A 23245-nucleotide genomic window follows, 5' to 3' on the forward strand; every position below is an offset into this window, starting at 1 on the left:
GTCTATATGATCGAACGCTGATGTCTATGGCTACGAGGGCCAATCATTGCGTGCAATTTCGTTAGGTCTTGCTGCCGTCCTGGTGACTGGCGCAATCACAACAATCGCTACGCCGGCGGCCGCGGCATCGAAGGCTCTGCCCTTCACCATCGGCGTCAAGCCGGGCACCGATCCGGACAAACTCCTGAAGAGCCTGGGCTTCGAGCTCAACGGCGGTACCGAGTGGATTCCCGGGCTGGACGCCGTCCGCGCCGACCTTGAATACGATGACTTCTCCGCGCTCATGAACAAGGTGGACGCGGCCGTGCCGGAGCACTTCCGGTACGCGCAGCGCGAGCAGGTCCTCGGCCTGCACACCTCGGAGCAGGCGCCGCTGACCGGCCGTGAGCTGCAGACAGTGCAGCTGCCGCGGGGCAAATCCGGGAGCGACCCGGTGACCGTGGCAGTCCTGGACACCGGTGTCACGCCGAACAGTGATCTGCCGGCGAGCCGGCTGGTCTCCGGTGTCGACGCCACGAGGCTGCCGTTCGTCATGCTTCCCGAATACCCGGACATGGGCGAGGACAGCTCGGACAAGGACGGGTACGGGACGATGGCGGCCGGCGTCATCGCCGGGGACTCGGGGGTCTGCCCGAGCTGCCGGATCATGCCGGTGAAGATCGCTTACCAGAACGGGGACCGGGTCCTCGGGTTCTCCGCGGAGCTCGCGGCCGGCATCGTCTGGGCGGCCGACCACGGCGCCCAGGTCATCACGACGTCCGCCTCCGTTTCGTCGAACAGCCAGCTGATCGACGAGGCGGTCCAGTACGCGCTGGACAGGGACGTGCTGCTCGTCGCATCGGCCGGTAAGTACGCGTACAGCGGCTCGCCCGTCTACCCGGCGGCCACCGAGCCCGTGCTGGCGGTCAGCGCCGTCGACACGTCCGGCCGAACCACCGGGCGCAGCAACTACGAGTCCGCGGGGGACCGCTGGATCGACGTCGCCGCGGCCGAGGGCGCGCCTGCGACGAACCACAAGGGCGAGAAGACGTACCTCAACGGGGTGGAGGGTGCCACCGCCGTGGTGGCCGGCACCGCAGCGCTGGCCCTCTCGTCGAAGCCTGGTGCGACCGCCGACGATGTGCGCAAGGCGATCGTCGGAACCACCTCCACCCCGCAGCGGCTTCCGGTGCTGAACGCCGGCAAGGCCGTCCACGCGGTGGCCGGCGACGACGCTGCCGACCCGGAGATCACCGCGACCGGCCTCACCGCCGGCCAGCTGATCGCGAAGCCGATCGACGTGCAGCCGACCGTCACCGACGACTACGGTTTCGCGCTCATCGAGATGACCGTCGCCGGCAAGACGACGACCATCCGGAACCCGTGGGAAAAACTGCGGTTCACGCCGCCGGCCGGCTTCTCCGGCGACCTCGCGGTGTCGTTCCGGGTGACCGACTTCGCGGGCAAGACCGACGGGGCCACCACCGTCGTCCGGGTCGACACGGCCGGACCGACGGGCATCATCGTCTCCCCGGCGGCAAACGCTCACATCCGGGGTGCGGCAACGGTGCGGTTCCGCGGTTCCGCGGACGTCGCCTCCGCCAAGGTCAACGGCGTGGCGATGAAGAAGGTCTCCGGCGAGTGGACGGCGAGCGTAACGCCGAACCGTGGACAGCTCGTGGTCGAGGCGGCCGACGCGTCCGGCAACATCACCCGATTCACCCGGACCGTCGTGGTGGACAACGAGGGCCCGACCGTGACGTCGATCAGCCCGGCCCCGAACGCCAAGGTCCGTGGCACCTTCACCAGCTCGCTCAGCGGAGCGAAGGACGTGAGCGGGGTCGCCAAGGCCGAGCTGTGGGCCAACGGCAAGTACCTCGGCGCAGGCACCTCGCGGAAGGTCGCGACCGGCAAGGCCAGCGGAAACGTCAAGCTGACCTGGAAGCTGACCGACAAGCTCGGCAACACCCGCACGTACACGCGGACCGTGATCGCCGACAACAAGGCGCCGACGCTCTCGATTACCAAGGCTCCCAAGAACAAGGCCAAGGTCAAGGGCACGGTCAAGGTCTACGTCAAGGCCACCGACACGTCAGGCATCGCGCGGGTCGAGCTGATAGTCAACGGCAAGGTCGTCGCCAAGGACGTCAAATCCGGTTATGTCCTCAGTGTCAACACCAAAAACCAGAAAAAGACCATGAAGGTACGGGTACGCGCTTACGACAAGCTCGGCAACGTCACCTACACGTCGATCCGTACCTGGTACCGCAAATAGTTCTCAGCCCCGGGCGGTGTGCTGGCGTGCCAGGCGCATCGCCCCGGGCTGGGTCTCCGACCACGGCTTCTCACCGCTGTGCACGGCGAGCCCGGAGGTCTTCATCTCGACGACCGTGCCGGTGAACTGGTCGTCCGGCAGCAGCAGCGCGGACACCTCGGACACCGTCGGATTGTGCCCGACCAGCAGAACCGTCCGCACGGTCTCCGGAACCCGACGAAGAAGATCAAAGACTTCGGTACGCCCACCGAGGTACAGACCTTCTTCGTAGAGGACCTCGGGTGACACCTGCCCGTTCTCGCCCTGTGCCAGCGCGATCGCAGCGGTCTGCCAGGTCTGCCGGGTACGCCGGGCCGGCGAGCAGAGCACGAAGTCCGGGTGCAGTCGCGCGTCCGCGAGCCACGCACCAGCCGCGTCCGCGTCGGACTCACCCCGCTCGGTGAGCGAACGGTCGAAGTCGACGAGGTCGCCGGGCGTCTCAGCCTTGGAGTGGCGCAGCAGGATGAGCGTTCGCAAGGTCATGGGAACAGCTTGCCTGATTGGAATTTCGAGCGGGCGGGTAAACGGTCGTTCGACGCATTCATCACGGTCGAGCGCTGAGGGCCCGGCCGGGCGGACACCACCCGAGGAGGGTCAGATGGGCATCGGCGCGAGCATTTTCCTGTTGGCTCTGGGCGCGATCCTGGCGTTCGCCGTGGAGGCGGACATCAGTGGCCTGGACATCAACGTGATCGGCTGGATCTTGATGCTGGCCGGCCTGGCCGGTCTTGTCATCACTTTGTGGTTCTGGAACAGCCGTCGTCGCACGGTGGTGACCCGGACGCAGCAGCCGGTCGCCGGCGCCGGTTACACCAGCGAGTACCGCGAGGTCCGCCGTAACGACGATGTTCCCCCGCCGCCGCCCCCGGCGTACTCCTGATCTAGCTAGAAAGCCCGGGTCCGAACTGGACCCGGGCTTTTACGCATATAGCGCGAAATAGATCGCGATGTGGTGGCAGATGGCCGCGACCAGCGTGCAGGCGTGGAAGAACTCGTGGTGACCGAAGACGGTCGGCCACGGGTTGGGCCGGCGCAGCGCGTAGAAAACCGCGCCGATTGTGTAGATCGCGCCGCCGACGATCATCAGGACCAGGCAGGTCACGCTGACGTGCAAAACGTCCGGGATGATGGCGACCGCCACCCAGCCGAGCGCCACGTACAGCGGAGCGCCCACCCAGCGCGGCACGTGCGGCCAGATCACCTTGAGGGCGACGCCACCCAGGGCGCCGATCCAGACCAGGCTGAGCATCCAGGTGGCCTTGGTGTCGTTCAGCAGCAGGACGCAGAACGGTGTGTAGGTACCGGCGATGAAGATGAAGATCATCGAGTGATCCATCCGGCGCATGATCTGATAGCCGCGTTCGCTCCAGACCCGCCGGTGGTACAGCGCGCTGGTGCCGAATAGGCCGCAGACCGTGATGCTGTAGATCAGGCAGCTGATGAACGGGCCGATCCCTGGTCGGGTGAGTGCGATCGAGCAGAGCACGATGCCGCAGACCAGGGCGACGAAGAACGCGTACTGATGCAACCGGCCGCGCAGTCGCGGCTTGCCGAGGTCGGCAGGCTTCATCCGGAACGGGGCTGAGGTCGTCACGCGCTCCAGGTTACGACACCGTAGGTTACTAGCGGGTAGTGACGCCGGATACGATGGGCCATCCCTGGTGATTTCTCCATGAAAGTACGACGTGTGGGCACCTTCGCGCCGCAGGTTTGGTGCACGAATGCCGAACAGATGGAACACTGCCGGTCCGGCCGGGGGACTACGGTACGTCTACGTGACCTCGATTGATCTCAACGCCGATCTCGGCGAAGGCTTCGGCGCCTGGCGACTTGGCGACGACGACGCCCTGCTCGACGTAGTGACCTCGGCAAACGTGGCGTGTGGATTCCACGCGGGCGATCCGGCCACGATGCACCGGGTGTGCCGGACGGCTGCCGAGAAGGGCGTCGCCGTCGGCGCGCAGGTCGGGTACCGCGACCTGGCCGGATTTGGTCGCCGGCGGATCGACTACGCACGGACCGAACTGCGTGACGACATCCTGTACCAAATCGGCGCCCTCGAAGCGTTCTGCCGGGCAGCCGGCATTCATGTGCGCTATCTGAAACCGCACGGGGCGCTCTACAACACCGCTGCGGTCGACCCACTGCAGGCCGGTGCCGTGGTCGACGCCGTGCTCGCCTGGGATCCGGCGCTGCCGGTGCTCTGCCAGCCCGGCTCGGTGCTGGCCGTGGCCGCTGCCGAGGCCGGGCTCACCGTCGTCGGCGAGGGCTTCGCCGATCGCGGATACCTGCCCGACGGCCGGCTCGTGCCCCGATCGTCACCGGACGCGCTGGTGCACGACCCGGCCGACGTGGTCGACCGGGTCGTGCGGATGGCGGTCAGCAGCGAGGTGGTCGCCGCCGACGGGACGGTGGTGGCCCTCCCGGTCCGCTCGATCTGCGTGCACGGCGACACCCCGGGCGCCGTCGAGCTGGCCCGAGCGGTCCGAACCGGCCTCGACAGCCACCTCCGGGTACGCGCCTTCGCCTAGCTCTCGTCCATGCCCCGGAGGATCAGGGGGAGGCGGGAAGGCGCGGCCGGGTCGATCACGATGGGAACGCCCCAGTCCTGGCGGGTCAGGTGGCAGGCGCCGTACTCGGCGTCCACGTCACACGTCGCGGCCTGGGCCACCACCTGGAGCACACCCTTCGGTACGTCCGGATTGAGCACCAGTTGCCGGGACAGATCGGTGGTGACGCCCTCGCCGTCGAGCAGCAGTTCGGCCGGGGACGCGGACACCGTGAGCCGCAGCGGCGAGCCGAACTGACTGTCCAGTTTCTGGCCCGGCGCCGGCGTGAAGATCACGTCGAGGGTGACCTCGCCCGGGGCCAGGTGCGACGGCGGGCGCTCGGTCTTGTGCCGCTCGCCGCTGACCTTCTGCACCACGCCGGGGGCGAGGCGGGTCAGCCGGTGCGCGGCCGACTCGACGACAAGGACATCGTTGTTGCTGGTCACCAGTACGTCGCTCGGCTCGGCGAGGCCCGAGTCGACGGTGGAAACCTGGCTGGTCGCTGGGTCGAATCGGCGTACAGCGCCGTTGTAGGTGTCCGCGACCAGGACGGAACCATCCGGAAGCGCGGCCACCCCGAGCGGGTGCTGGAACAACGCCTCAGCAGCCGGGCCATCCACGTGACCGAAATCGAACAGCCCCTGGCCGACCGCGGTGTGCAGCGTGTTCTCCTCGACGAACCGCAGGGCTGACGTCTCGCTGTCCGCGATCCAGAGCCGCTTGCCGTCGTGGCTGACCGATAGGCCGGACGGCTGAGCCATCCAGACGTCGGGAAGCGGGCCGTCGCGCAGCGCCTCCACGGTCGTGCCGGCGTAGACGCCGACGGTGCGCTTGATCGGGTCGAACCACCAGAGCTGGTGAATCCCGGCCATCGCGATGATGACCTTGTCGTCGTACCAGGCCAGGTCCCACGGTGAGGAGAGGTCGGCGGCGAGCGCGTCGTGCGGGTGGCTGTCCACCGTGGAACGCCACGGCCTGCCGGAGCCGGCCACCAGAGTGATCTCGCCGGTCGCGGTGTTGATCGCGCGGAGCTGATGGTTCACGGTGTCGGCGACCACCACGTCGTAACCGGCGATCTCGCTGGCCTCGGCCGGCAGCAGGACCAGGCCCTGCGGCTCACTGAACGGATCGTTCCGGCTCTCGCTGCCGAACCGGCGGATCAGGGTCTCGCCGTCCGCGGCCAGCTCGACGATCGAGTGCCGGGCCGAGTCCGAGACCAGCAGGTTCCCGTTCGGCAGCTCGATTGCCTTGCCCGGGAAACGCAACAGGCTGTCCGGAGCGGGCGGCGGAACGTACGGGCCGTCGCCGCGGTGCAGGGTGCCGTCCGCCTCATGCTTCATGATCAGCTCGTCGATCAGCCGGGACAGGCCCTCGGCGTGGCCCTCACCGGCCATCGAGGCGACCAGGTAACCGGTCGGGTCGACCACGGCGAGCGTCGGCCACGCCTTCGCCGCGTACTGCTGCCAGAGGTGCATGTCGCCGTCGTCGACGACCGGGTGATGAACGCCGTACCGCTCCACGGCGGCGGCCAGCGCGACCGGGTCACGCTCGTGCTCGAACTTCGGCGAGTGCACGCCGATCACCACGATGGCGTCGCCGTACTTCTCCTCAAGCGGCCGCAACTCATCCAAAACGTGCAGGCAGTTGATGCAGCAGAACGTCCAGAAATCCAGGATCAGGATCTTGCCCCGGAGGTCGGCGAGGGTGAGGTCCTTGCCGCCGGTGTTCAGCCAGCCGCGGCCCTTGAGTTCGGGCGCACGCACACGAGAGTTCATGCCGCCCATCGTGCCTCAGGCCCGCGGTCCCGCCCAGCGGCGGGACCGCGGCCTGTGCTGAGGATCGATCAGGCTTTCGGTCTCAAGCCTTTGGCTTCAGGCACAGCACCTGGTCGCCGCCATCCTTGGGTACGACGATGTAGGGCTGAGCCTGGTCGGCGCACTGCTCCTTGGCAGTGGCGATCGACACGACCTCGAACGCGCCGGCCGTCGAGCAATCCGCTTTCACCGGGGCGTTGTCCGCGGTCCGGGTCACGCACTCACCCTGGGCCACGCTGAACTCGTCGTCACCGGCGATCAGCGAAACCAGGCCGAAGACCACGCCGAGGAGCAGCGCGGCGCCGAGCACCACGGCCAGGGTGACCGGCACGGTACGCACGTTCACCTTCACCGGAACCGGGGCAGCCGGAGGCTCGTCCGACTTGAATTGCTCGAACCGGCTCTGGTCGCCCTCGGGACCGGGCCAGCTCGTGGTGTCCTCCGGACCGGGCGGGGTGACCGTGGCACGGGCAGCCGGGCTGCCCGGGTAGACGCCGGGAGCAGCCTCGCCGGGCATCGGCGGCAGAGCCGGCGCCGGGACGTACGGCGAGTTGCCTCGGCCGGACATGTCAGTGGTGTGCTCGTTGAACTGGTCCGGGCCGTTCGGGCTGCTGGTGAACTCGTTGTACGGCGGGCCGGGAACCGGGGAACCCGGCGTGCCGAAGCCAGGAACAGGCGAACCCGGGTTGCCGTACGGGGGAAGCGGAGAGCCCGGGTTGCCGAAGGCGGGACCGCCGGACGACGGAAACTGCGGTGAGCCGGGCATCGAGTACGGCGAACCGCCGGAACCCGGGAAAGGCACGCTGCCGGAGTCCGGGAACGGCACGCCGCTGCCGGGCGCTTCCGGCGGGGCGACCCGCGCGCTCGCCGAGGCACGGGCCGAGGCCCGAGCCGGCGACTGCGGGCTCACGCCGGCGTCGCTGGTGCCGAAGCCGCCCTCACGCTGCTGGAACGGGACGCCGCCGAAACCACCGCTCGGCTCGCTGTCGGTGTTCTCCTCGGCGCGCTGACCGTAGGTGTTGCTCTGCGGACCCTCACCCGGCCGCGAGTTCTCACCGGGCCGCGGCCCGAACGGGTTGGCCGCCTCGGGAGCGTCGCCGGGACGCGGGCCGAACGGGTTGGCTGTCTCCGGAGCGTCGCCGGGACGAGGCCCGAACGGGTTGGCGTCCGGGGCGTCACCGGGACGCGGGCCGAACGGGTTGGCCGCCTCGGGTGCCTCGCCGGGACGCGGGCCGAACGGGTTGGCCGTGCCGGGTCCCTCGCCGGGACGCTGGCCGAACTGGCCGTTGTCCTCGGGGGTGGGCTGCTGCGGGTAACCCCGATGGGGCAGCGGGGCGGATGCGAAGCCGCCGCTCGGCTCTTCATCGTTACGGGGTGCGGGGCCCGGGAAGCCGGTGCCGTGCTGTCCGCCCGGCGGGTAACCACCGGGCGGGGTGAAGCGGTCCTCGGCGCCACGCTGCTGGAAGCCACCGGACTGCTCGTCCTGGTCGGCCCGCTGCGAAGCGAACGGAGAGTCAGCACGCTGAGCCCCAAAGGGCGCGTCACCACGATCCGGCGAGCCGTACTCCTGGGCGCCCCGGTCGGGCGAGCCGTATTCCTGGGCGCCACGGTCCGGGGAGCCGTATTCCTGCGAGCCACGGTCCGGCGAGCCATATTCCTGGGCGCTGCGGTCCTGCTGGAACGGGGCCTCGGTTCGCTGCGGGGCGAACGGGGGGTCCGTGCGCTCCGGGGCGAAGGACGACTCCGGCGCGGGCGGGTAGCCACCCGACGGTTCGTCGGAGCGGTTGTCGTCGTCGGTTTCCGGTTCGGCGGGGGGTGCCGAGGCGGGACGGCCGTAGACCCGGGCCTGCGGTGCGGGTGCGGGCGGCGGGAGTTCGGCGGCGTCGACGCGGGAGCCGGGTACCGAAGCGCTGGCGGTGACCGGGCGGGCCGAGCCGACCACGGGACGCTCGCCCGGGTCGCGCGGCTGCGGCACGGCACTGCCGGACGTCGGCGCGGGAATCGGAGCGCCACCGCTGGAGAGCGAGGCACCGGGAACACGCTGCGGGAAGCCGGAACCACCGGTCGGCTCGGAGTCGCGCTCGGCAGGTGCGTCCGAGGACTCGGCGGAACCAAACCCAGGCCCGGACTGCGGCGCCGAGCCAAACGGCTGGCCCTCAGGCGCGGAATGAGCCGGCCCGCCGAACGGTGAACCCGAAGGCTGCTGGTCAGAACCAGACTGTGCCGGCCCACCGAACGAAGGCGCGGGCTGCGCCGGCCCACCAAACGGAGGCGCGGGCTGTGCCGGGCCACCGAACGAAGGCGCGGGCTGTGCCGGGCCACCGAACGAAGGCGCGGGCTGTGCCGGGCCACCGAAACCGGGGCCGGACTGCGGCGCGGTACCGAACGGCTGGCCCTCAGGGGTCTGCTGCGGCGCGCCGTAAGCCGGCCGGCCGTCAGAGCCGGCGCCGAACGGCTGGGGCGCGCCCGAAGCGGGCGCCGCCGAGCCGAAGGGCTGCGGGTCGTTGCCGAAGGAGGGCTGCGGGTCGTTGCCGAAGGACGGCTGCGGGTCGTTGCCGAACGGCTGGCCGGTGTTGCCGAACTGCTGGCCGGTGTTGCCGAACTGCTGGCCGCCGTTGCGGGTCGGCAGGTCGGTCGCGGGGCCACCCTCGGGGCCTGCGGGGGCGCGCAGCGGGAAACCGCCGCCTTCGCCTCGGCGGGCCGGGAACGTGGTCGCCGCCCGGTTCGCGTCGGAGGGTTCGGCGTTGCGGGCGTTGTTCTGCATCCAGCTGTTCTGCGCGGGGCCGGCGGTGAAGCTGCTCGGACCGGAAGCGTCGGGTAGGTCGGTGAGGCTGGCGCCGGGAACGCGCACCGGCTGGTCACCGAAAGCGGAGAAACTGGTGCCACCGGAGTCGTCGCCGACAGGCACCGAGGCACCGGGGGTGCGGGTGGGCAGGCCGGGCAATCCGGCTGGCGTGTTCAGACCGGGCGGCGGGGACGGGTTCTGCGGTGCCCAACCAGCCTGACCAGGAGCGGGCTGCCCAGACCCAGCGCCACGCTGGGGAAGAGCGCCACTCTCAGCGCCACGCTGCGGAAGAGCGCCACTCTCAGCCGGCTGCGCCGGGTCGGAACCAGCCGAACCGTACGACCCATAGGGTGCGGCGGAACCGGCTGCGCCGGGCGTCACCGAACCGTACGGAGAAGCGTCGCGCCGGGGCGGCTCCTCGGAATCCGGCTGTGGCACGCGGGCCGAGCCGTACGGAGTGCCGGCCGGCTTGGGGCCGGCGCCGAACGTGGAGACCGGCGGGACCACGAACGGCGAGCCGCCGTTCGGAGTGGCTTGCGGGGGAGGTCCGTATGAGGTCGGGAAACCCTCGGCCGGCGTCGCCGGGGCTGATGCCCGACCGGCCACTCGCTGACCCTCGGCGTCGGACGGGTAACCGTCCGAAGCGGGTCCGCCCGACGTGGCCTCGGCCGGCTGACCGGCGTGGTGCCCCTCGGACGTCATACGCGCCTCCTCATTTCTGCGGCCGTGCCAGCTTTGCACGGACAAGACCCCTGCGGCGTCCTTCCACCAAAGGGCCGTGCCAGCTCTCCGGCCAGGCCGTGCCGGGCCCCGATCAAGAAGGGCCCTGGTTCTGTCCGCCGACCGGCCGTGCCGGCTTGAGAACCGTGCCCAACCGTACCGGGCGTCGGCGACGTGAGGAATCCCGGTGTACGCCCCGGAGGGACTGTTGTCCGATCTTCAAGCGTGGTTTTTGACACGAAACGGCCCGTCCGGATGATCCGGACGGGCCGTTCGATGTTCGTTCCCCCCGAGAAGCGCTCCGGGCGCGGCTGCCTAGCTGGGCTGCCTCTGGGAGAAGAAGGCGATCTCGTCGCGCATCGCCTGGGTGGGCGCCGACTGCATGGCGCGGTCGATGGCGCGGTTCTGGCGGCTGATCATCCGACGCCGGCGGATGCGGTCGATCATGCTCATGGCACTGCTTCTTTCCCCGGCTCCTGGCCGGCCCTGCTCATGACGAGCGCGACCGGTCCCGCTTGTGGCGGTCACCTCGGCGCACGTCTCGGTGTTGATTGAAGTATGCGCCTCTGGCGATGCCGTTGCCAAAGTTTCAGGGGGTGAGCTGGGTCATGGGCCTAAGAATCGAAAGTCCGCAACCGTCGACGACGGAAGAATCTAACCCCAGGTGAGCATCGCCGTCTTCGGGTCGGCCAGGAAGGCGCCGATGTCGCGGAGGAATTTCGAGCCCAGTTCGCCATCGACGATCCGATGGTCGAAGGAGAGCCCGAGCGTTGTCACCTCGCGGATCTTGATCTTGCCGTTGTGCACCCAGGGCGTCGGCCGGATGGCACCGAGCGCCAGGATGGCCGACTCGCCGGGCGGCAGGATCGGTGTGCCGGTGTCGACGCCGTAGACGCCGACGTTGGTGATCGAGAACGTTCCGCCGGACATGTCGGACGGTGGCGTCTTGCCCGATCTTGCGGTCCGCACCAGATCGTTCAGCGCGGTGGCGAGCTCGGGCAGGGTGAGCCGGCCGGCGTCCTTGACGTTCGGGACGATCAGGCCTCGCTCGGTCGCCGCCGCGATGCCGAGGTTCACGTACTCCTTGACCACGATCTCGCCGGTCTCACCGGACCAGGTCGAGTTGATCATCGGGTACCGCTTGATCGCCAGCAGCACGGCTTTCGCCACCAGCAGCAGCGGAGAGATCCGCTGCTCGGCGAACTCCGGCCGGGCCTTCAGCTTCTCCAGCGTCTTCATCGTGCGGGTCACGTCGACGGTGAGGAACTCCGTGACATGCGGCGCAGTGAAAGCCGACGCGACCATGTTCGCCGCGGTCAGCTTCCGCACTCCCTTGATCGGAATGCGCTGCTCACGCGAACCGGCGTCTGCGACGCCATTCACCACCGCGATCGGCGCGGGCTCAGCGAATGCTTGCGCTTCGTTCACAGCCTTGTGTACGTCGTCCCGCGTCACCGATCCTTCAGGGCCGGAGCCGATGAGCGAGGTGAGGTCGACGCCGAGGTCCCGGGCCAGCTTGCGGACCGGCGGTTTGGCGAGGACGCCCTTCCCCACGGGCTGCGATGCCTTTGCGGGCGGTGCGGGCGGGAAATCGGCGGTAGCCGCCGGAGGCGGGGGAGTTGTAGCTGCGTTTGTGGCAGGCGTAGGCGTACTGACTCTGGCTCTTCTTTTGGCTGTTGTGGTTTTCGGGCCGTAACCGACTAGGACGGCCGTGCGGCCGCCCGGAGCCGGACCACCGATGAGGCCGGCTTCGGTTTCCTCGGCCGCAGTGCCGGCAGTGCCGGCAGCCTGGTCCGAAGCGCCTGGATCGGTGTCGATCGCGATGATCGGCTTGCCGACCTCGACCACCGTGCCGGCCTCGTGGAAGATCCGGGTGACCATGCCGCCCCACTTCGCGGGGATCTCCACGGCGGCCTTGGCGGTTTCCACCTCGACGATCGGCTGGTTCAGCTCGATGGTGTCGCCGACCTTGACGAGCCAGGCCAGGATCTCGCCCTCGGTGAGGCCTTCGCCGAGGTCGGGCAGGTTGAATTCCTTGATCCGTGACATCGGGCTCACCAGCCGAACGAACGGTCGACGGCGTCCAGCACCCGGTCCAGGTCGGGGAGGTACTCCTCCTCGGCGCGGGCCGCGGGATAAGGAATGTCATAACCGGTCACGCGCAGGACCGGCGCTTCCAGGGAGTAGAAGCACTCCTCGGTGATCCGGGCGGCGATCTCCGAACCGAGGCCGAGGTTGCCCGGCGCCTCGTGCACGACGATGGCACGACCGGTCCGCTTGACCGAGTCGAAGATCACCGGGTAGTCGATCGGCGAGAGCGAGCGCAGGTCGATGACTTCGAGGTCACGGCCGTCCTCGGCGGCTGCCGCGGCGGCGTCCAGCGCCACCTTGACCATCGGGCCGTAGGCGAGCAGGGTCGCGTCGTTGCCGGGACGGGCCGTTCGCGCGGCGTGCAAGGGGTACGCGCCGTCGAGCGGAAGGTCCAGGTCGACCTCGCCCTTCTCCCAGTAACGCCGTTTCGGCTCGAAGAAGACGATCGGGTCGTCCGACGCGATTGCCTGCTGGATCATCGCGTACGCGTCAGCCGGGTTGGAGCAGGTCACGACCTTGAGGCCGGGGGTGTGCGCGAAGTACGCCTCAGGGGACTCGGAGTGGTGCTCGACCGCGCCGATCCCACCGCCGAACGGGATCCGGATGACGATCGGCAGCCGGACGTTGCCCTTGGACCGATAGTGCATCTTCGCTACCTGGCTGACGATCTGGTTGTACGCCGGGAAGACGAACCCGTCGAACTGGATCTCGCAGACCGGCCGGTAACCGCGGATGGCGAGGCCGACCGCCGTACCGATGATGCCGGCCTCGGCGAGCGGGGTGTCGATCACCCGGTTCTCGCCGAAGTCCTTCTGCAGGCCGTCGGTGATCCGGAAGACGCCGCCGAGCTTGCCGACGTCCTCACCCATGATCACGACTTTCGGGTCGGTCTCCAGGGAGCGGCGCAGGCCGTGGTTGAGTGCCTTGCCCAAGTTGATCGTCTCGGCCATCAGTGCCCACTCCCCTCGAACGAAGCCTGGTAGTCCTCGAACGCCGCGCGCTGCTTGATCAGCTCCGGCGAGCCGTTCGGATAGACGTTGTCGAACATCGCCACCGGTTGTGGGTCAGGCATCGCTAGTACGCGTTCGCGCAGGTCCAGAGCTAGCTTGCCGGCGGTGTCGTCGACCTCGTCGAAGAAGTCCTCGCCGGCGACTCGCTGCTTGGCGAGGAAGGCCTTGAGGCGCGCGATCGGGTCTTTCGCCTTCCACGCCTCGACCTCGCTGGAGATCCGGTACCGCGTCGGATCGTCCGAGCTGGTGTGCGCGCCCATCCGGTACGTGTACGCCTCGATCAGGGTCGGGCCCTGTCCGTTGCGGGCGTTGTCCAGCGCGGCCTTGGTCACCGCGTAACTGGCCAGCACGTCGTTGCCGTCGACGCGTACGCCCGGGAATCCGTAACCGGCGGCACGCTGGTAGAGCGGGACCCGGGTCTGCCGTTCGAGGGGTTCGGAGATCGCGTACTGGTTGTTCTGGCAGAAGAAGACGATGGGTGCGTTGAAGACACCGGACCAGACGAACGACTCGTTGACCTCGCCCTGGCTGGTGGCGCCGTCACCGAAGTACGCGATCACGGCCTCGCCGTCGGCACTGCCGGTCTTGCCGTCCATGGTGATGCCCATGGCGTAACCGGTGGCGTGCAGCGTCTGCGAGCCGATCACGATGGTGTACGTGTTGAACCGGAACTCGTTCGGATCCCAGCCGCCCTGGTCGACGCCCCGGAACAGGCCGAACGGCATGATCGGGTCGATGCCCCGGCAGTAGAGAACGCCGTGCTCGCGGTACGTCGGGAAGGCCATGTCCTGTGATCGCAGGGCCCGGCCGGACCCGACCTGAGCGGCCTCCTGGCCGAGCAGACTGGCCCAGATGCCCAGCTCACCCTGGCGCTGAAGGGCGACAGCCTCGGCGTCGAGACGCCGGACGGTCACCAGGTCGCGGTAGAGCTCGCGGTATTCCTCGTCGGTGAAGTCGACGGTGTAGGTGGTTCCGTCGGCGGTGGTCGCATGAGCGATGCGCTCGCCGTCGGGGGTCAGCAGTTGGACGAAGCCGCCGGCCGGCACATCGTTTCCGGCTTTCTCGCGCTCGCCTTTCGCCATCCGTGTCTCCTGTTTCCTCTCCACGCCCCGCGGCGGGTGTCTCCCGGCCACGCGGCTGACCACTCAGGGCTGGCCGCGCCTGGCCCGGGTGGGGTTGCCGCGCGGCTTTTTCCGGCCGTTGGTTCTGCCGGGACGAACCCGCCGAAGCCCCGCTGGTTGGCGGAGGGCGACGGCGGCGGTGCCGTCGATCCCATCCTGACAGAGGGAGTGAGCGCCGTTACAGACTGCGTGGATCACTAAATCAAGTTTTCTGCTGACGCATCGTTAAGGGTATTTGTCCGATTTAGTAGTCTTTGTGATCTCACTCTAGTACGAATGGCATGGGGGTGCCGCTGCCGAAAGAGGAATGCGTCGTTCAGCCCTTTGTCCGGAACGGATCCAGGTGGATCTTTCTTCGCACAAGGAGCTCTCGCGTGCCGCACCTGCCCGATGAAGACGACTTCGCACCACCTTTCAAGGTGCTGCGTAAACGCCTCGACGGGGTATACAGCGAGGATCACGGCTTCTCCGGAACGACCCGTCGTTACGTGATCATGGTGGCGTTCCTGGTCGGGCTCGCCTCGGTGCCGACGCTCGCCGTGCTCACCACCGGGTCCAACGAGATCTCCGGGCAGGATCGGCCAGGTGCCATGGACGTGCCGTTCCTGCCGCCGCCGTCCAGCGGGCCGATCGACGCCGGGCCGTCCTGGCCCGTTCTGTCGCCCACTCCTGCGCCCTCCGCGCCGTCTCCGGCTTCCCCGACGGCCGTCGCGCCGCCTGTCGGGCCTTCCAGCCCGGCGGCCTCTCGGCCTTCCGGTGGCCCCCCTTACGGTTCCGGTCCGTCTTCGGGCATGGCCGATAAAGATCAGACAAAGCCGGGGTACGCGGGGAAGGGCTCGCCGCGTCCGAAGAGTCCGACCCGCAAGCGGGCAGCACCGGTCCGGAAGAATCCGGCGATTTCGGATCCTGCAAAACCGGGAGAAATTCCGATTCGGGGTAAATTGCCTGTTGTGCCGGATTTGCCGGTGGTGCCGGAAGAGGGCGAGGACGTGTCCCGTCCGGAGGAGCCGCAGGACTTCCCCACGGTGCCGGGGCTGCCCGAAGTGCCCGCAGACGAAGAAGAGCCTTGTGAAGAACACGATGACGAACTCAGCCGGAGGTCAGCGGTGGCCGAGCGCCCGTACAACATCCGATCCGCCCGGATCCTCGAGCAGAGTTATCCGGAGCGCGGACTCAACATGAACCGCCTCTTCAGCCAGAATCGTGCCGATGACACCCAGCCCCGCTCGGGCGAGAGCCGGATGATGAACAACCGGCCGTACCGCGGGGCGCACCGGGCCGAGTACACCCAGCAGTCCGCCGAGATCAGCGCCGCCTGGCAGCGGAGCACCCGGGTCGGCAGGCATCACTCCGGGCCGGCCGAGGACCATTACATCAACCAGCGCTGATCGCGGACGTCACTCGTCGCGGTTGGCGTCCAGCCAGGCCTCGATGGCGGTCATGTCGTTAGGGTCGACGCCCTCGGAGATCAGCTGAGCGACCGCGGCGGTCGCCGGGCTGCGCCGCTCGCCGGTCCGATAGAGACGGACGAATTCCGGGATCAGCTCCTCCACCACGGACCTGGTCCCGGTCACAGCGGTCTCGGACAGGCCACGCTTGCGGCCCGAATAAGCCGTCCAGGCGCGGACCACCATCGGCAGCATCGCGGCGTCGTCGATGTCGAGCACAGCACGCCGGTGCACCCAATCCAGCAGGAACAGCCCGGCCACGGCCGGGCTCCAGCGCAGCGGATCGGCGCCGGGCAGCGTCTCGGCGTGGTCCAGGATCAGGCTGACGCAGAAGGCGAACGAGGCCCGGTCGGCCTCGCGCGCGGTGTCCGGCAGACCCTCGGCCGCCGCCTCCGGTGAGTCGGCGAAGTCGCGGGCCAGGTCGGCGCCGGTGCGGCCGGTCGGCTCGTCCAGCGGCGGGGTGCTCACCACCGGCAGCAGGGCGAACCTCGCGGTCGCGAGCGCGTGGTCGGTGGCGAGCGAACCGTCGGCCGGCAGGTCGCCGAGGTCGTCGGTGATCTCCAGGTGCCGGCCCACTTCGTCGCGCAGCCGGCCCGGGTCCTCGGTGCGGAACCACATCAGCTCGTCGGCGTCGCAGAGCGCGCGCACCTGGCTCAGCATCGACTCGGCCGAGGACGAGACGAAGACGTCTTTCGCGATGCCGATGTTGTGGTCCACGATGGCCACCACGGCGTGCTCCGGCCCGCCGCCGGCGCTGTCCTCGTACGCGAACGTGACCAGGTACGACGTCTGGTCGCCGTAGACGTCTCCGTACGCATAACAGCCGGTCGGCCGGACCCGGCCCAGCTCGGTTACCCACGACGGGGCCCGCCCGTCGTGACCGACACCTGCGGCTCCGTCGGCGTCCGGGACGAGGGCGGCGAAGACCTCCCGGATCGTCACGGCCTCGGGCGTGTGCTGCCGCTCGGTTGCGGTCAGGAAACGGCCCACGAAGTCGCGGACCGCCTCGGCGCGGCGCTCGGCGGCCACCGAGTAGATGCTGCCGAGCAGCGCGGTGCCGAGCATCTCGGCGTCGAGCGCGCAGCCCAGTTTCGTGACGTCGCGGGCCGCGTGGAGAACGGCCTCGTACACGGGGCGGGGTGCGGGCATGCCGCGAGCCTACGCTCGCGGCACCCGGCAGAACTACTCCGAACGCACGACGCCGAGCGCTTCCCTCGCCTGGGCGTACGCGTTCAGCACCTCACGCACCGGAACGACGACGTGCGCACGGGCCACCTCGGTCACCGCGGCCCGCAGTCGTTGTTCGGCCCGGCGCTTCGCCCGGCGCGAGCCCGCCACCACCAGAGGTTTCAGCACCAGCCAGAGAAGCAGCCCGGCGAGCAGGCCGCCGAGCAGCAGCAGGGTCGGCAGCGGGACCGCGCCCACCTGCGGATTGTCCAGCTCGGGCAGGCCCAGGGCGCGGATCGCGTAACCGGCGATCAACCAGAGCAGGCCTGCTGCCGCGGTCGCCAGCAGCACCCACTGGAGGCCACCGACCACCCGCCACCAGATCGGCGCACGCTGCACACCGAGGTCGGTGGTGGCGACCGCCCGGTCCAGCGCGTCCGGCAGATCATCGGCCCGGGATCGGGCCGCGGTGGTCAGGGCCGGCGCCCAGACCTCCGGCAGCGGCGCCGCGGCCCGGGACGCGACGGCCCGGACCGAGATGCCGACCGCGGAGCGCTGCGCGGCATCAGCGGCAGGCACCGAGGTACGCGGAACGATGTCGGTGGAGACCGCGTCGGTAGGTGTTTTCTCGTCCAGGTGCAGGCGGCGCAGCGGGTCCGGGCGCAGCCGGTTGAGCCCGCGCACCAGCGGCCACCCGGTCGCCGCGGCGGCCCGCTGCCGGTACGCCTCAGCGGTCGCGTCGGCCACCGCCGGCACACCTGCCGACACGGCGAGCGAGTCGGACAGCTGGCGGATCGTGCTCCGGTCCACCTCGTCCTCGGCGGCCGGCGGGCCGATCGTGACGGCCAGCTCCTCGCCGACGGTGTCCAGGTCGGCGGCGAGCCGGCGCAGCGCGGCCTGCCGGTCGGCGACCGTCTTTTCCAGGGCGCCGCGCAGGTCGCGAAGCATGCCCGGCTGTTTCGCCGAGGAGGCCAGCACCGGCGTGCCGGTCAGGCCGTCGTCTTCGAGGAGCCGGCCCAGGTCGGCGAGCACCACCTCGGTGTCACCCGGGGTGAGCCGGTCGGCCTGGTTCAGCACCACGATGGTGACGCCGGCGTGCGAGGCGAACTGGGAGAGGTATGCCTGGTGCAGCACCCGGTCGCCGTACTTCTGCGGGTCGACCACCCAGACGATCTGGTCGACCAGGCCGAGCAGCCGGTCCACCTCGAGCTGGTGGGTGCGCTCGACCGAGTCGAAGTCCGGCAGGTCGAGCAGGATCAGGCCGTGCAGGCCGGCCTCGTCGTCGCCGTCCAGCGCGCTTTCCCGGACGAAGCGCTGCCGTGGCAGCACGCCGACCCAGTCGAGCAGCCGGTTCGCCGGCTCCAGCGGGCCCCAGACGCAGGCGTGCGCGGTGCCGGTCGTCGGACGGCGAACACCCACCTGGGAAAGCTTGAACCGGGCCAGCGCGTTGAACAGGCTCGACTTGCCGCTGCCGGTGCTGCCGGCGAGCGCCACCACGGTGTGGTCCAGAGACAGCGAGAGCCGGTTGCCGGCCCGCTCCACCAGGGTGTGCGCCGCGACCAGCTGACTGTCCGGGAGGTACGGCCCGGTCACCCGGAGGTACCGGGAGAGGGCCTCGAGCCGCCGGGACAGGTCCTCGGCGTCCACCTTTTGTTCCACGAGATTCATTGCCCCGGTCCGGTCAACGCGAGTTCCTTCCTGGCAGCCTCCACCTCGGTGCCGACCCGGCGCAACAGCGTGCCGGGCTCGGCTTCGAGGCGTACCGTCGCGGTCCGCTCGGTGAACCGGGCGGCCTCGGCGGCGAGTAGATCATCAACCCGGGACAGCAGCTCGGTGCGGGCGCGGGTCGCGAGGGTGCGGATGGCCTGGTCGCCGAAGACGGCCTCGAGGACCTTCTGCGCGGCGACCGCTGTTCCCGCGCCGGCGGCGACTTCCAGGCCGGTGGGTATGAACGCGGTAGTGGTGAACACGGCGATCATCACGGCCAGGCCGGCGCCGTTCACCGCGTACGCCGCTCCGCGGGCCACCGTGCGCTTGTCGGCGGCTTCCCGGCGGACCAGGTCGAGCACCCACTGCTGCCAGTCCCGGACCAGCCGGTCGGCGCGCTGTGCGAGCTCGGCGTCGGCTTTCTGCAGGGCGGGTTCGAGCAGGGCCGCCCCGGCCGGGTGCGACTGCCAGGCCGCGTACGCCTGCTCGGCCGCGTCCGCCGAGACGCCGCGCAGCAGGGTGACCAGCTGCGATTCCATCGCGACCTGAAGGTTGCGCCCGGGCGCCGGGCGGCCGCTGAGCGCCGCGAAGACCCGGTCGCGCAGATGACCCACCCGCGACTCGAGGCTGCGCAGGAACTCGCCGGTGCCGATGAACTCCTGCCAGCGGGCCAGCACCTCGCCGCGGAGCAGCCGGCCGTCCTGGAGGCCTTCCTCGGTGGTGCGCCGGGCGCTGCGATAAGCCGCCGCGACCCGCTCGTCGAGCGCCTGCGCGGTGGCGAGCTGCTCGTCGGCCGCGTCGGCCAGGCCGTGCATCGCCGGGGACAGGGCGCCGAGCGCGCCGTCCAGGGTCTGCCGCACCACCGCGGAGCGGGCGTTCGCGTCCGAGGAGAGCTGGGCGAACCACTGGCGCATCGGGCCGACCGCGGCTTCCGGCAGCATGCCGTTGCTGTCCAGCCCGGTTTCCGGAATCACGAACAGCGGTGCCGAGCCGAGGTCGCGCTCGGTGAGCATCTCGCCCAGGTGCGCGGCGATGTCGGCGGCCGCGTCGACCGGCACCCGGTCCAGCACCAGGGAGATCACGGTGCCGCGCAGCCGGGCGGTGGTCAGCAGTTCCCACGGGACGGCGTCCGCGTAACGCGCGGCGGTGGTGACGAAGAGCCACAGGTCGGCGGCGGCCAGCAGCTGTGCCGCCAGCTTGCGGTTCTGGTCGACGACCGAGTCGATGTCGGGCGCGTCGAGCAGGGCCACGCCGGGACCGATCGAGGGCGCGGCGATGACCTGCAACACGTTCGGGTCGGTGCTCTGCTCGCCGGTGCGGACCAGGCCGGGCAGCAGCCCGCCGCGGCCGAACCAGGTCAGGTCGGCCGGGTTCGCCACCAGCACCGGTGACCGGGTGGTCGGCCGCAGCACGCCGGCCGTGCTCACCGGCGCCTGGACCAGGCTGTTCACCAGGGTGGACTTGCCCGCGCCGGTGGAACCGCCGACAACCACCAGCAACGGCGCGTCGAGCCGGGCCAGGCGCGGCAGAAGGTAGTCGTCGAGCTGCGAGCGCAGCGACCCGCCCACCCTGCGCGCTTCCTCAGCCGAGGGCAGAACCAATGGGTACGACACAGCGCCCAATGCCGAGCGCAATTCACTCAATGCGGTGGCGAGGCGTCCCAGGGCGGGTGGCACCGCGGCCGGCTCGGGCAGGTTTCCCTGGTTTGCCGGTCGAGGCTGGTTTGTCCCCGTACGCTCTGATGGGCCACCGCTGACCTGGCTTTTCTCATCCGTTACGGCGGGGACGGCGGAAAGGGCCGACGGACCGACCGCGTCTCCGTGCGTCGTCACGGGTAAAGCGTGCACGATCTATGCATCTCGGGCAACAGCTCCCGGTATGCCGTGACCGGACAGGTATGCAGGTGATTGCCGAATCACCGGCCTCACGCGCCGACTTGCGCCGCTCTGACTCAACTTCGATTTGACGTTGCGTGTCACCGTGGCATCATTGAGTCGGTTCCACTCAACCCTGTACGAACCAGCGGTAAGAAGCGAGGCACAACCATGGCACGTGCGGTCGGCATCGACCTCGGCACCACGAACTCCTGCGTCAGCGTTCTGGAAGGAGGCGAGCCCACCGTCATCGCCAACGCGGAGGGCTCTCGGACGACTCCGTCGATCGTCGCCTTCGCCCGCAACGGCGAGGTTCTCGTGGGCGAGGTAGCCAAGCGTCAGGCGGTGACGAACCCCGACCGGACCATCCGCTCGGTGAAGCGTGAGGTCGGCACCAACTGGTCGATCGACATCGACGGTAAGAAGTACACCCCGCAGGAGATCTCCGCGCGGGTGCTGATGAAGCTCAAGCGTGACGCCGAGGCCTACCTGGGCGAGCAGATCGCGGACGCTGTCATCACGGTTCCGGCGTACTTCAACGACGCCCAGCGCCAGGCCACCAAGGAAGCCGGTGAGATCGCCGGACTGAACGTCCTGCGGATCGTGAACGAGCCGACCGCGGCGGCCCTGGCGTACGGACTGGACAAGGGCTCCAAGGAGCAGACCGTCCTGGTCTTCGACCTCGGCGGCGGCACCTTCGACGTTTCGCTGCTCGAGCTGGGCGACGGCGTCATCGAGGTCAAGTCGACCTCTGGTGACAACCACCTGGGCGGCGACGACTGGGACCAGCGGATCATCGACCACCTGGTCAAGACGTTCCGCGGTGAGCACGGCATCGACCTCTCCCAGGACAAGATGGCCCTGCAGCGTCTGCGTGAGGCCGCGGAGAAAGCGAAGATCGAGCTCTCCGCCGCCAGCACCACCAGCATCAACCTGCCGTACATCACGGCCGGGGCGAACGGCCCGCTGCACCTCGACACGTCCCTGAGCCGCGCCGAGTTCCAGCGCATGACGCAGGACCTGCTGGACCGCTGCAAGGGCCCGTTCGAGTCCGCGATCAAGGACGCCGACGTCAAGCTCTCCGACATCGACCACGTCATCCTGGTCGGTGGCTCGACGCGAATGCCGGCCGTCACCGAGCTGGTGAACAGCCTGATCGGCCGCGAGCCGAACAAGGGCGTGAACCCGGACGAGGTCGTCGCCGTCGGCGCCGCCCTGCAGGCCGGTGTGCTCAAGGGTGAGGTCAAGGACGTTCTGCTCCTCGACGTGACCCCGCTGTCGCTTGGCATCGAGACCAAGGGCGGCATCATGCACAAGCTGGTGGAGCGCAACACCACCATCCCGGCGCACCGCTCCGAGGTCTACACCACGGCTGACGACAACCAGCCCTCGGTGCTGATCCAGGTCTACCAGGGCGAGCGCGAGATGGCGGCGTACAACAAGAAGCTCGGCACCTTCGAGCTCAGCGGCATCGCGCCGGCCCCGCGTGGCGTCCCGCAGATCGAGGTCTCCTTCGACATCGACGCAAACGGCATCGTGCACGTGTCCGCCAAGGACCTGGGCACGGGCAAGGAGCAGAAGATGACGATCACCGGTGGCTCCGCGCTGCCGAAGGACGACATCGAGCGCATGATGCGCGACGCACAGGACCACGCGGACGACGACAAGAAGCGTCGCGAGGACGCGGAGACCCGCAACCTGGCCGAGCAGCTGCAGTGGCAGACCGAGAAGTTCCTGGCGGAGAGCGGCGACAAGCTCCCCGAGGACAGCAAGAACAAGATCGGCGAGGCTCTCGGTGAGCTGCGTGGCGCCCTTGGCGGCACCGACATCGAGAAGATCAAGTCGGCTCACGAGCGGCTGTCCCAGGTCTCCCAGGAGGCCGGTTCACTGCTGTACTCGCAGGGTGACGCCCCGCAGGCCGGTCCGGACGCCGGTGCCGGCGCTCCGGGTGGCGCCACCGGCGCCGGCCCCTCCACCGGTAACGGCGGCGACGACGTCGTGGACGCCGAGATCGTGGAGGACGACAAGAAGTGACGGCCAAGGACGACGACAACGACGGTCCGGTGACCGAGCGGGAAGTCATCCAGGGCGAGATCGATTCGTCAGCCGAGGAGACCCCCGCCGAGGAACCGGTGGCTCAGTCGGGTGGCGCTCATCGCGCCCCCGAGGAGGAGGACGAGACTCCGGTGTCTGACGACGCCATCACCGCGATCGGCATCGAGCTGGCAACGCTGCGCAGCGAGCTCGACGAGCGGACGCACGACCTGCAGCGGGTCACCGCGGAGTACGCCAACTACCGCAAGCGGGTCGACCGTGACCGCGGCGCGGCGGCCGAACAGACCACGGGATCGGTGCTCACCGCGCTGCTCCCGGTTCTGGACGACATCGACCGGGCGCGCGAGCACGGCGACCTGGTCGGACCGTTCGCCTCGGTGGCTGAGCAGCTCACCGCGGTGACCGGCAAACTCGGTCTGGTCGCGTTCGGCGAGAAAGGCGACGCCTTCGACCCGAACCTGCACGAGGCGGTCGCGCACCAGACGTCCCCGGACGTCACGGAGCCGACCTGTGTCGAGGTGATGCGTCGCGGCTACAACCTGGGCGAGCGGCTGCTCCGCCCGGCGATGGTCGCCGTCGCCGATCCTGAGTGAGCTGGGCTGGAGTGAAAC

At 69.4% G+C, this 23245-nt stretch carries 17 protein-coding genes; 6 read left to right on the top strand and 11 right to left on the bottom strand.

Annotated features, from left to right (window positions below; all coding sequences use genetic code 11):
- The first annotated feature begins 82 nt into the window (after window positions 1-82).
- Window positions 83-2254: a S8 family serine peptidase gene (locus ACQP2E_RS00360; RefSeq protein ID WP_433827908.1), complete on the top strand. Its 2172-nt coding sequence runs from the start codon at window positions 83-85 to the stop codon at window positions 2252-2254.
- 3 nt (window positions 2255-2257) lie between these two features.
- On the opposite strand, the gene ACQP2E_RS00365 is transcribed toward ACQP2E_RS00360, so the two are convergent.
- A complete protein-coding gene (locus ACQP2E_RS00365) occupies window positions 2258-2776 on the bottom strand; it encodes a SixA phosphatase family protein (protein ID WP_433827909.1) in 519 nt (172 codons plus the stop codon).
- 115 nt (window positions 2777-2891) lie between these two features.
- Here ACQP2E_RS00365 and ACQP2E_RS00370 point away from each other — a divergent pair, with 115 nt between their 5' ends.
- Window positions 2892-3173, top strand: coding sequence for a DUF6458 family protein (locus ACQP2E_RS00370; RefSeq protein ID WP_433827910.1), 282 nt, complete (start codon window positions 2892-2894; stop codon window positions 3171-3173).
- Between the two features lie 39 nt (window positions 3174-3212).
- On the opposite strand, the gene trhA is transcribed toward ACQP2E_RS00370, so the two are convergent.
- Complete coding sequence (gene trhA / locus ACQP2E_RS00375; protein WP_111650892.1) at window positions 3213-3887, bottom strand: PAQR family membrane homeostasis protein TrhA; 675 nt, start codon at window positions 3885-3887, stop codon at window positions 3213-3215.
- Window positions 3888-4077: 190 nt separating this feature from the next.
- Here trhA and ACQP2E_RS00380 point away from each other — a divergent pair, with 190 nt between their 5' ends.
- The gene (locus ACQP2E_RS00380; protein ID WP_433834274.1) at window positions 4078-4824 is read left to right on the top strand and encodes a LamB/YcsF family protein; all 747 of its coding nucleotides are present in this window, start codon (window positions 4078-4080) and stop codon (window positions 4822-4824) included.
- Here ACQP2E_RS00380 and ACQP2E_RS00385 read toward each other — a convergent pair.
- From ACQP2E_RS00385 to pdhA, 6 genes are all read right to left on the bottom strand, one after another.
- Window positions 4821-6617 carry an NHL domain-containing thioredoxin family protein gene (locus ACQP2E_RS00385; RefSeq protein WP_433827911.1) on the bottom strand — a complete coding sequence of 599 codons (1797 nt, stop codon included), beginning with the start codon at window positions 6615-6617 and terminating at the stop codon, window positions 4821-4823. The two genes, ACQP2E_RS00380 and ACQP2E_RS00385, sit on opposite strands and share 4 nt — an antisense overlap.
- Before the next feature lie 82 nt (window positions 6618-6699).
- On the bottom strand, window positions 6700-10143 hold the full coding sequence (locus tag ACQP2E_RS00390; RefSeq protein WP_433827912.1) for an LppU/SCO3897 family protein: 3444 nt from the start codon (window positions 10141-10143) through the stop codon (window positions 6700-6702).
- A gap of 333 nt (window positions 10144-10476) precedes the next feature.
- Window positions 10477-10614 (bottom strand): hypothetical protein, encoded by a 138-nt coding sequence (locus tag ACQP2E_RS00395; RefSeq protein WP_172666554.1) that lies wholly within the window; start codon window positions 10612-10614, stop codon window positions 10477-10479.
- A 201-nt stretch (window positions 10615-10815) separates the two neighbouring features.
- A complete protein-coding gene (locus ACQP2E_RS00400; RefSeq protein WP_433827913.1) occupies window positions 10816-12219 on the bottom strand; it encodes a dihydrolipoamide acetyltransferase family protein in 1404 nt (467 codons plus the stop codon).
- Window positions 12216-13202, bottom strand: coding sequence for an alpha-ketoacid dehydrogenase subunit beta (locus ACQP2E_RS00405; RefSeq protein ID WP_433827914.1), 987 nt, complete (start codon window positions 13200-13202; stop codon window positions 12216-12218). The genes ACQP2E_RS00400 and ACQP2E_RS00405 overlap by 4 nt, the downstream gene beginning before the upstream one ends.
- The gene (gene pdhA / locus ACQP2E_RS00410; RefSeq protein WP_433827915.1) at window positions 13202-14344 is read right to left on the bottom strand and encodes a pyruvate dehydrogenase (acetyl-transferring) E1 component subunit alpha; all 1143 of its coding nucleotides are present in this window, start codon (window positions 14342-14344) and stop codon (window positions 13202-13204) included. The genes ACQP2E_RS00405 and pdhA overlap by 1 nt, the downstream gene beginning before the upstream one ends.
- A 320-nt stretch (window positions 14345-14664) precedes the next feature.
- Between pdhA and ACQP2E_RS00415 the strand changes: the two genes are divergently transcribed.
- Window positions 14665-15771, top strand: coding sequence for a hypothetical protein (locus tag ACQP2E_RS00415; protein ID WP_433827916.1), 1107 nt, complete (start codon window positions 14665-14667; stop codon window positions 15769-15771).
- A 9-nt stretch (window positions 15772-15780) separates the two neighbouring features.
- Here ACQP2E_RS00415 and ACQP2E_RS00420 read toward each other — a convergent pair whose 3' ends face one another.
- Genes ACQP2E_RS00420 through ACQP2E_RS00430 form a run of 3 tightly spaced genes read right to left on the bottom strand, consistent with a single transcriptional unit; the run spans window position 15781 to window position 20537 of the window.
- On the bottom strand, window positions 15781-16980 hold the full coding sequence (locus tag ACQP2E_RS00420) for a hypothetical protein (RefSeq protein ID WP_433827917.1): 1200 nt from the start codon (window positions 16978-16980) through the stop codon (window positions 15781-15783).
- A 33-nt stretch (window positions 16981-17013) separates the two neighbouring features.
- Window positions 17014-18666, bottom strand: coding sequence for a GTPase (locus tag ACQP2E_RS00425; RefSeq protein ID WP_433827918.1), 1653 nt, complete (start codon window positions 18664-18666; stop codon window positions 17014-17016).
- Complete coding sequence (locus ACQP2E_RS00430; protein WP_433827919.1) at window positions 18663-20537, bottom strand: ABC transporter; 1875 nt, start codon at window positions 20535-20537, stop codon at window positions 18663-18665. Before ACQP2E_RS00430 ends, ACQP2E_RS00425 begins: the two co-directional genes overlap by 4 nt.
- 213 nt (window positions 20538-20750) lie before the next feature.
- Between ACQP2E_RS00430 and dnaK the strand changes: the two genes are divergently transcribed.
- Together dnaK and grpE are read left to right on the top strand one after the other, a co-directional pair.
- A complete protein-coding gene (gene dnaK / locus ACQP2E_RS00435) occupies window positions 20751-22613 on the top strand; it encodes a molecular chaperone DnaK (protein WP_433827920.1) in 1863 nt (620 codons plus the stop codon).
- Window positions 22610-23227, top strand: coding sequence for a nucleotide exchange factor GrpE (gene grpE / locus ACQP2E_RS00440; RefSeq protein ID WP_433827921.1), 618 nt, complete (start codon window positions 22610-22612; stop codon window positions 23225-23227). Before dnaK ends, grpE begins: the two co-directional genes overlap by 4 nt.
- The last annotated feature ends 18 nt before the right edge of the window (window positions 23228-23245 follow it).

The organism is Actinoplanes sp. CA-015351, assembly GCF_050955685.1.
Classification (GTDB): Bacteria; Actinomycetota; Actinomycetes; order Mycobacteriales; family Micromonosporaceae; genus Actinoplanes.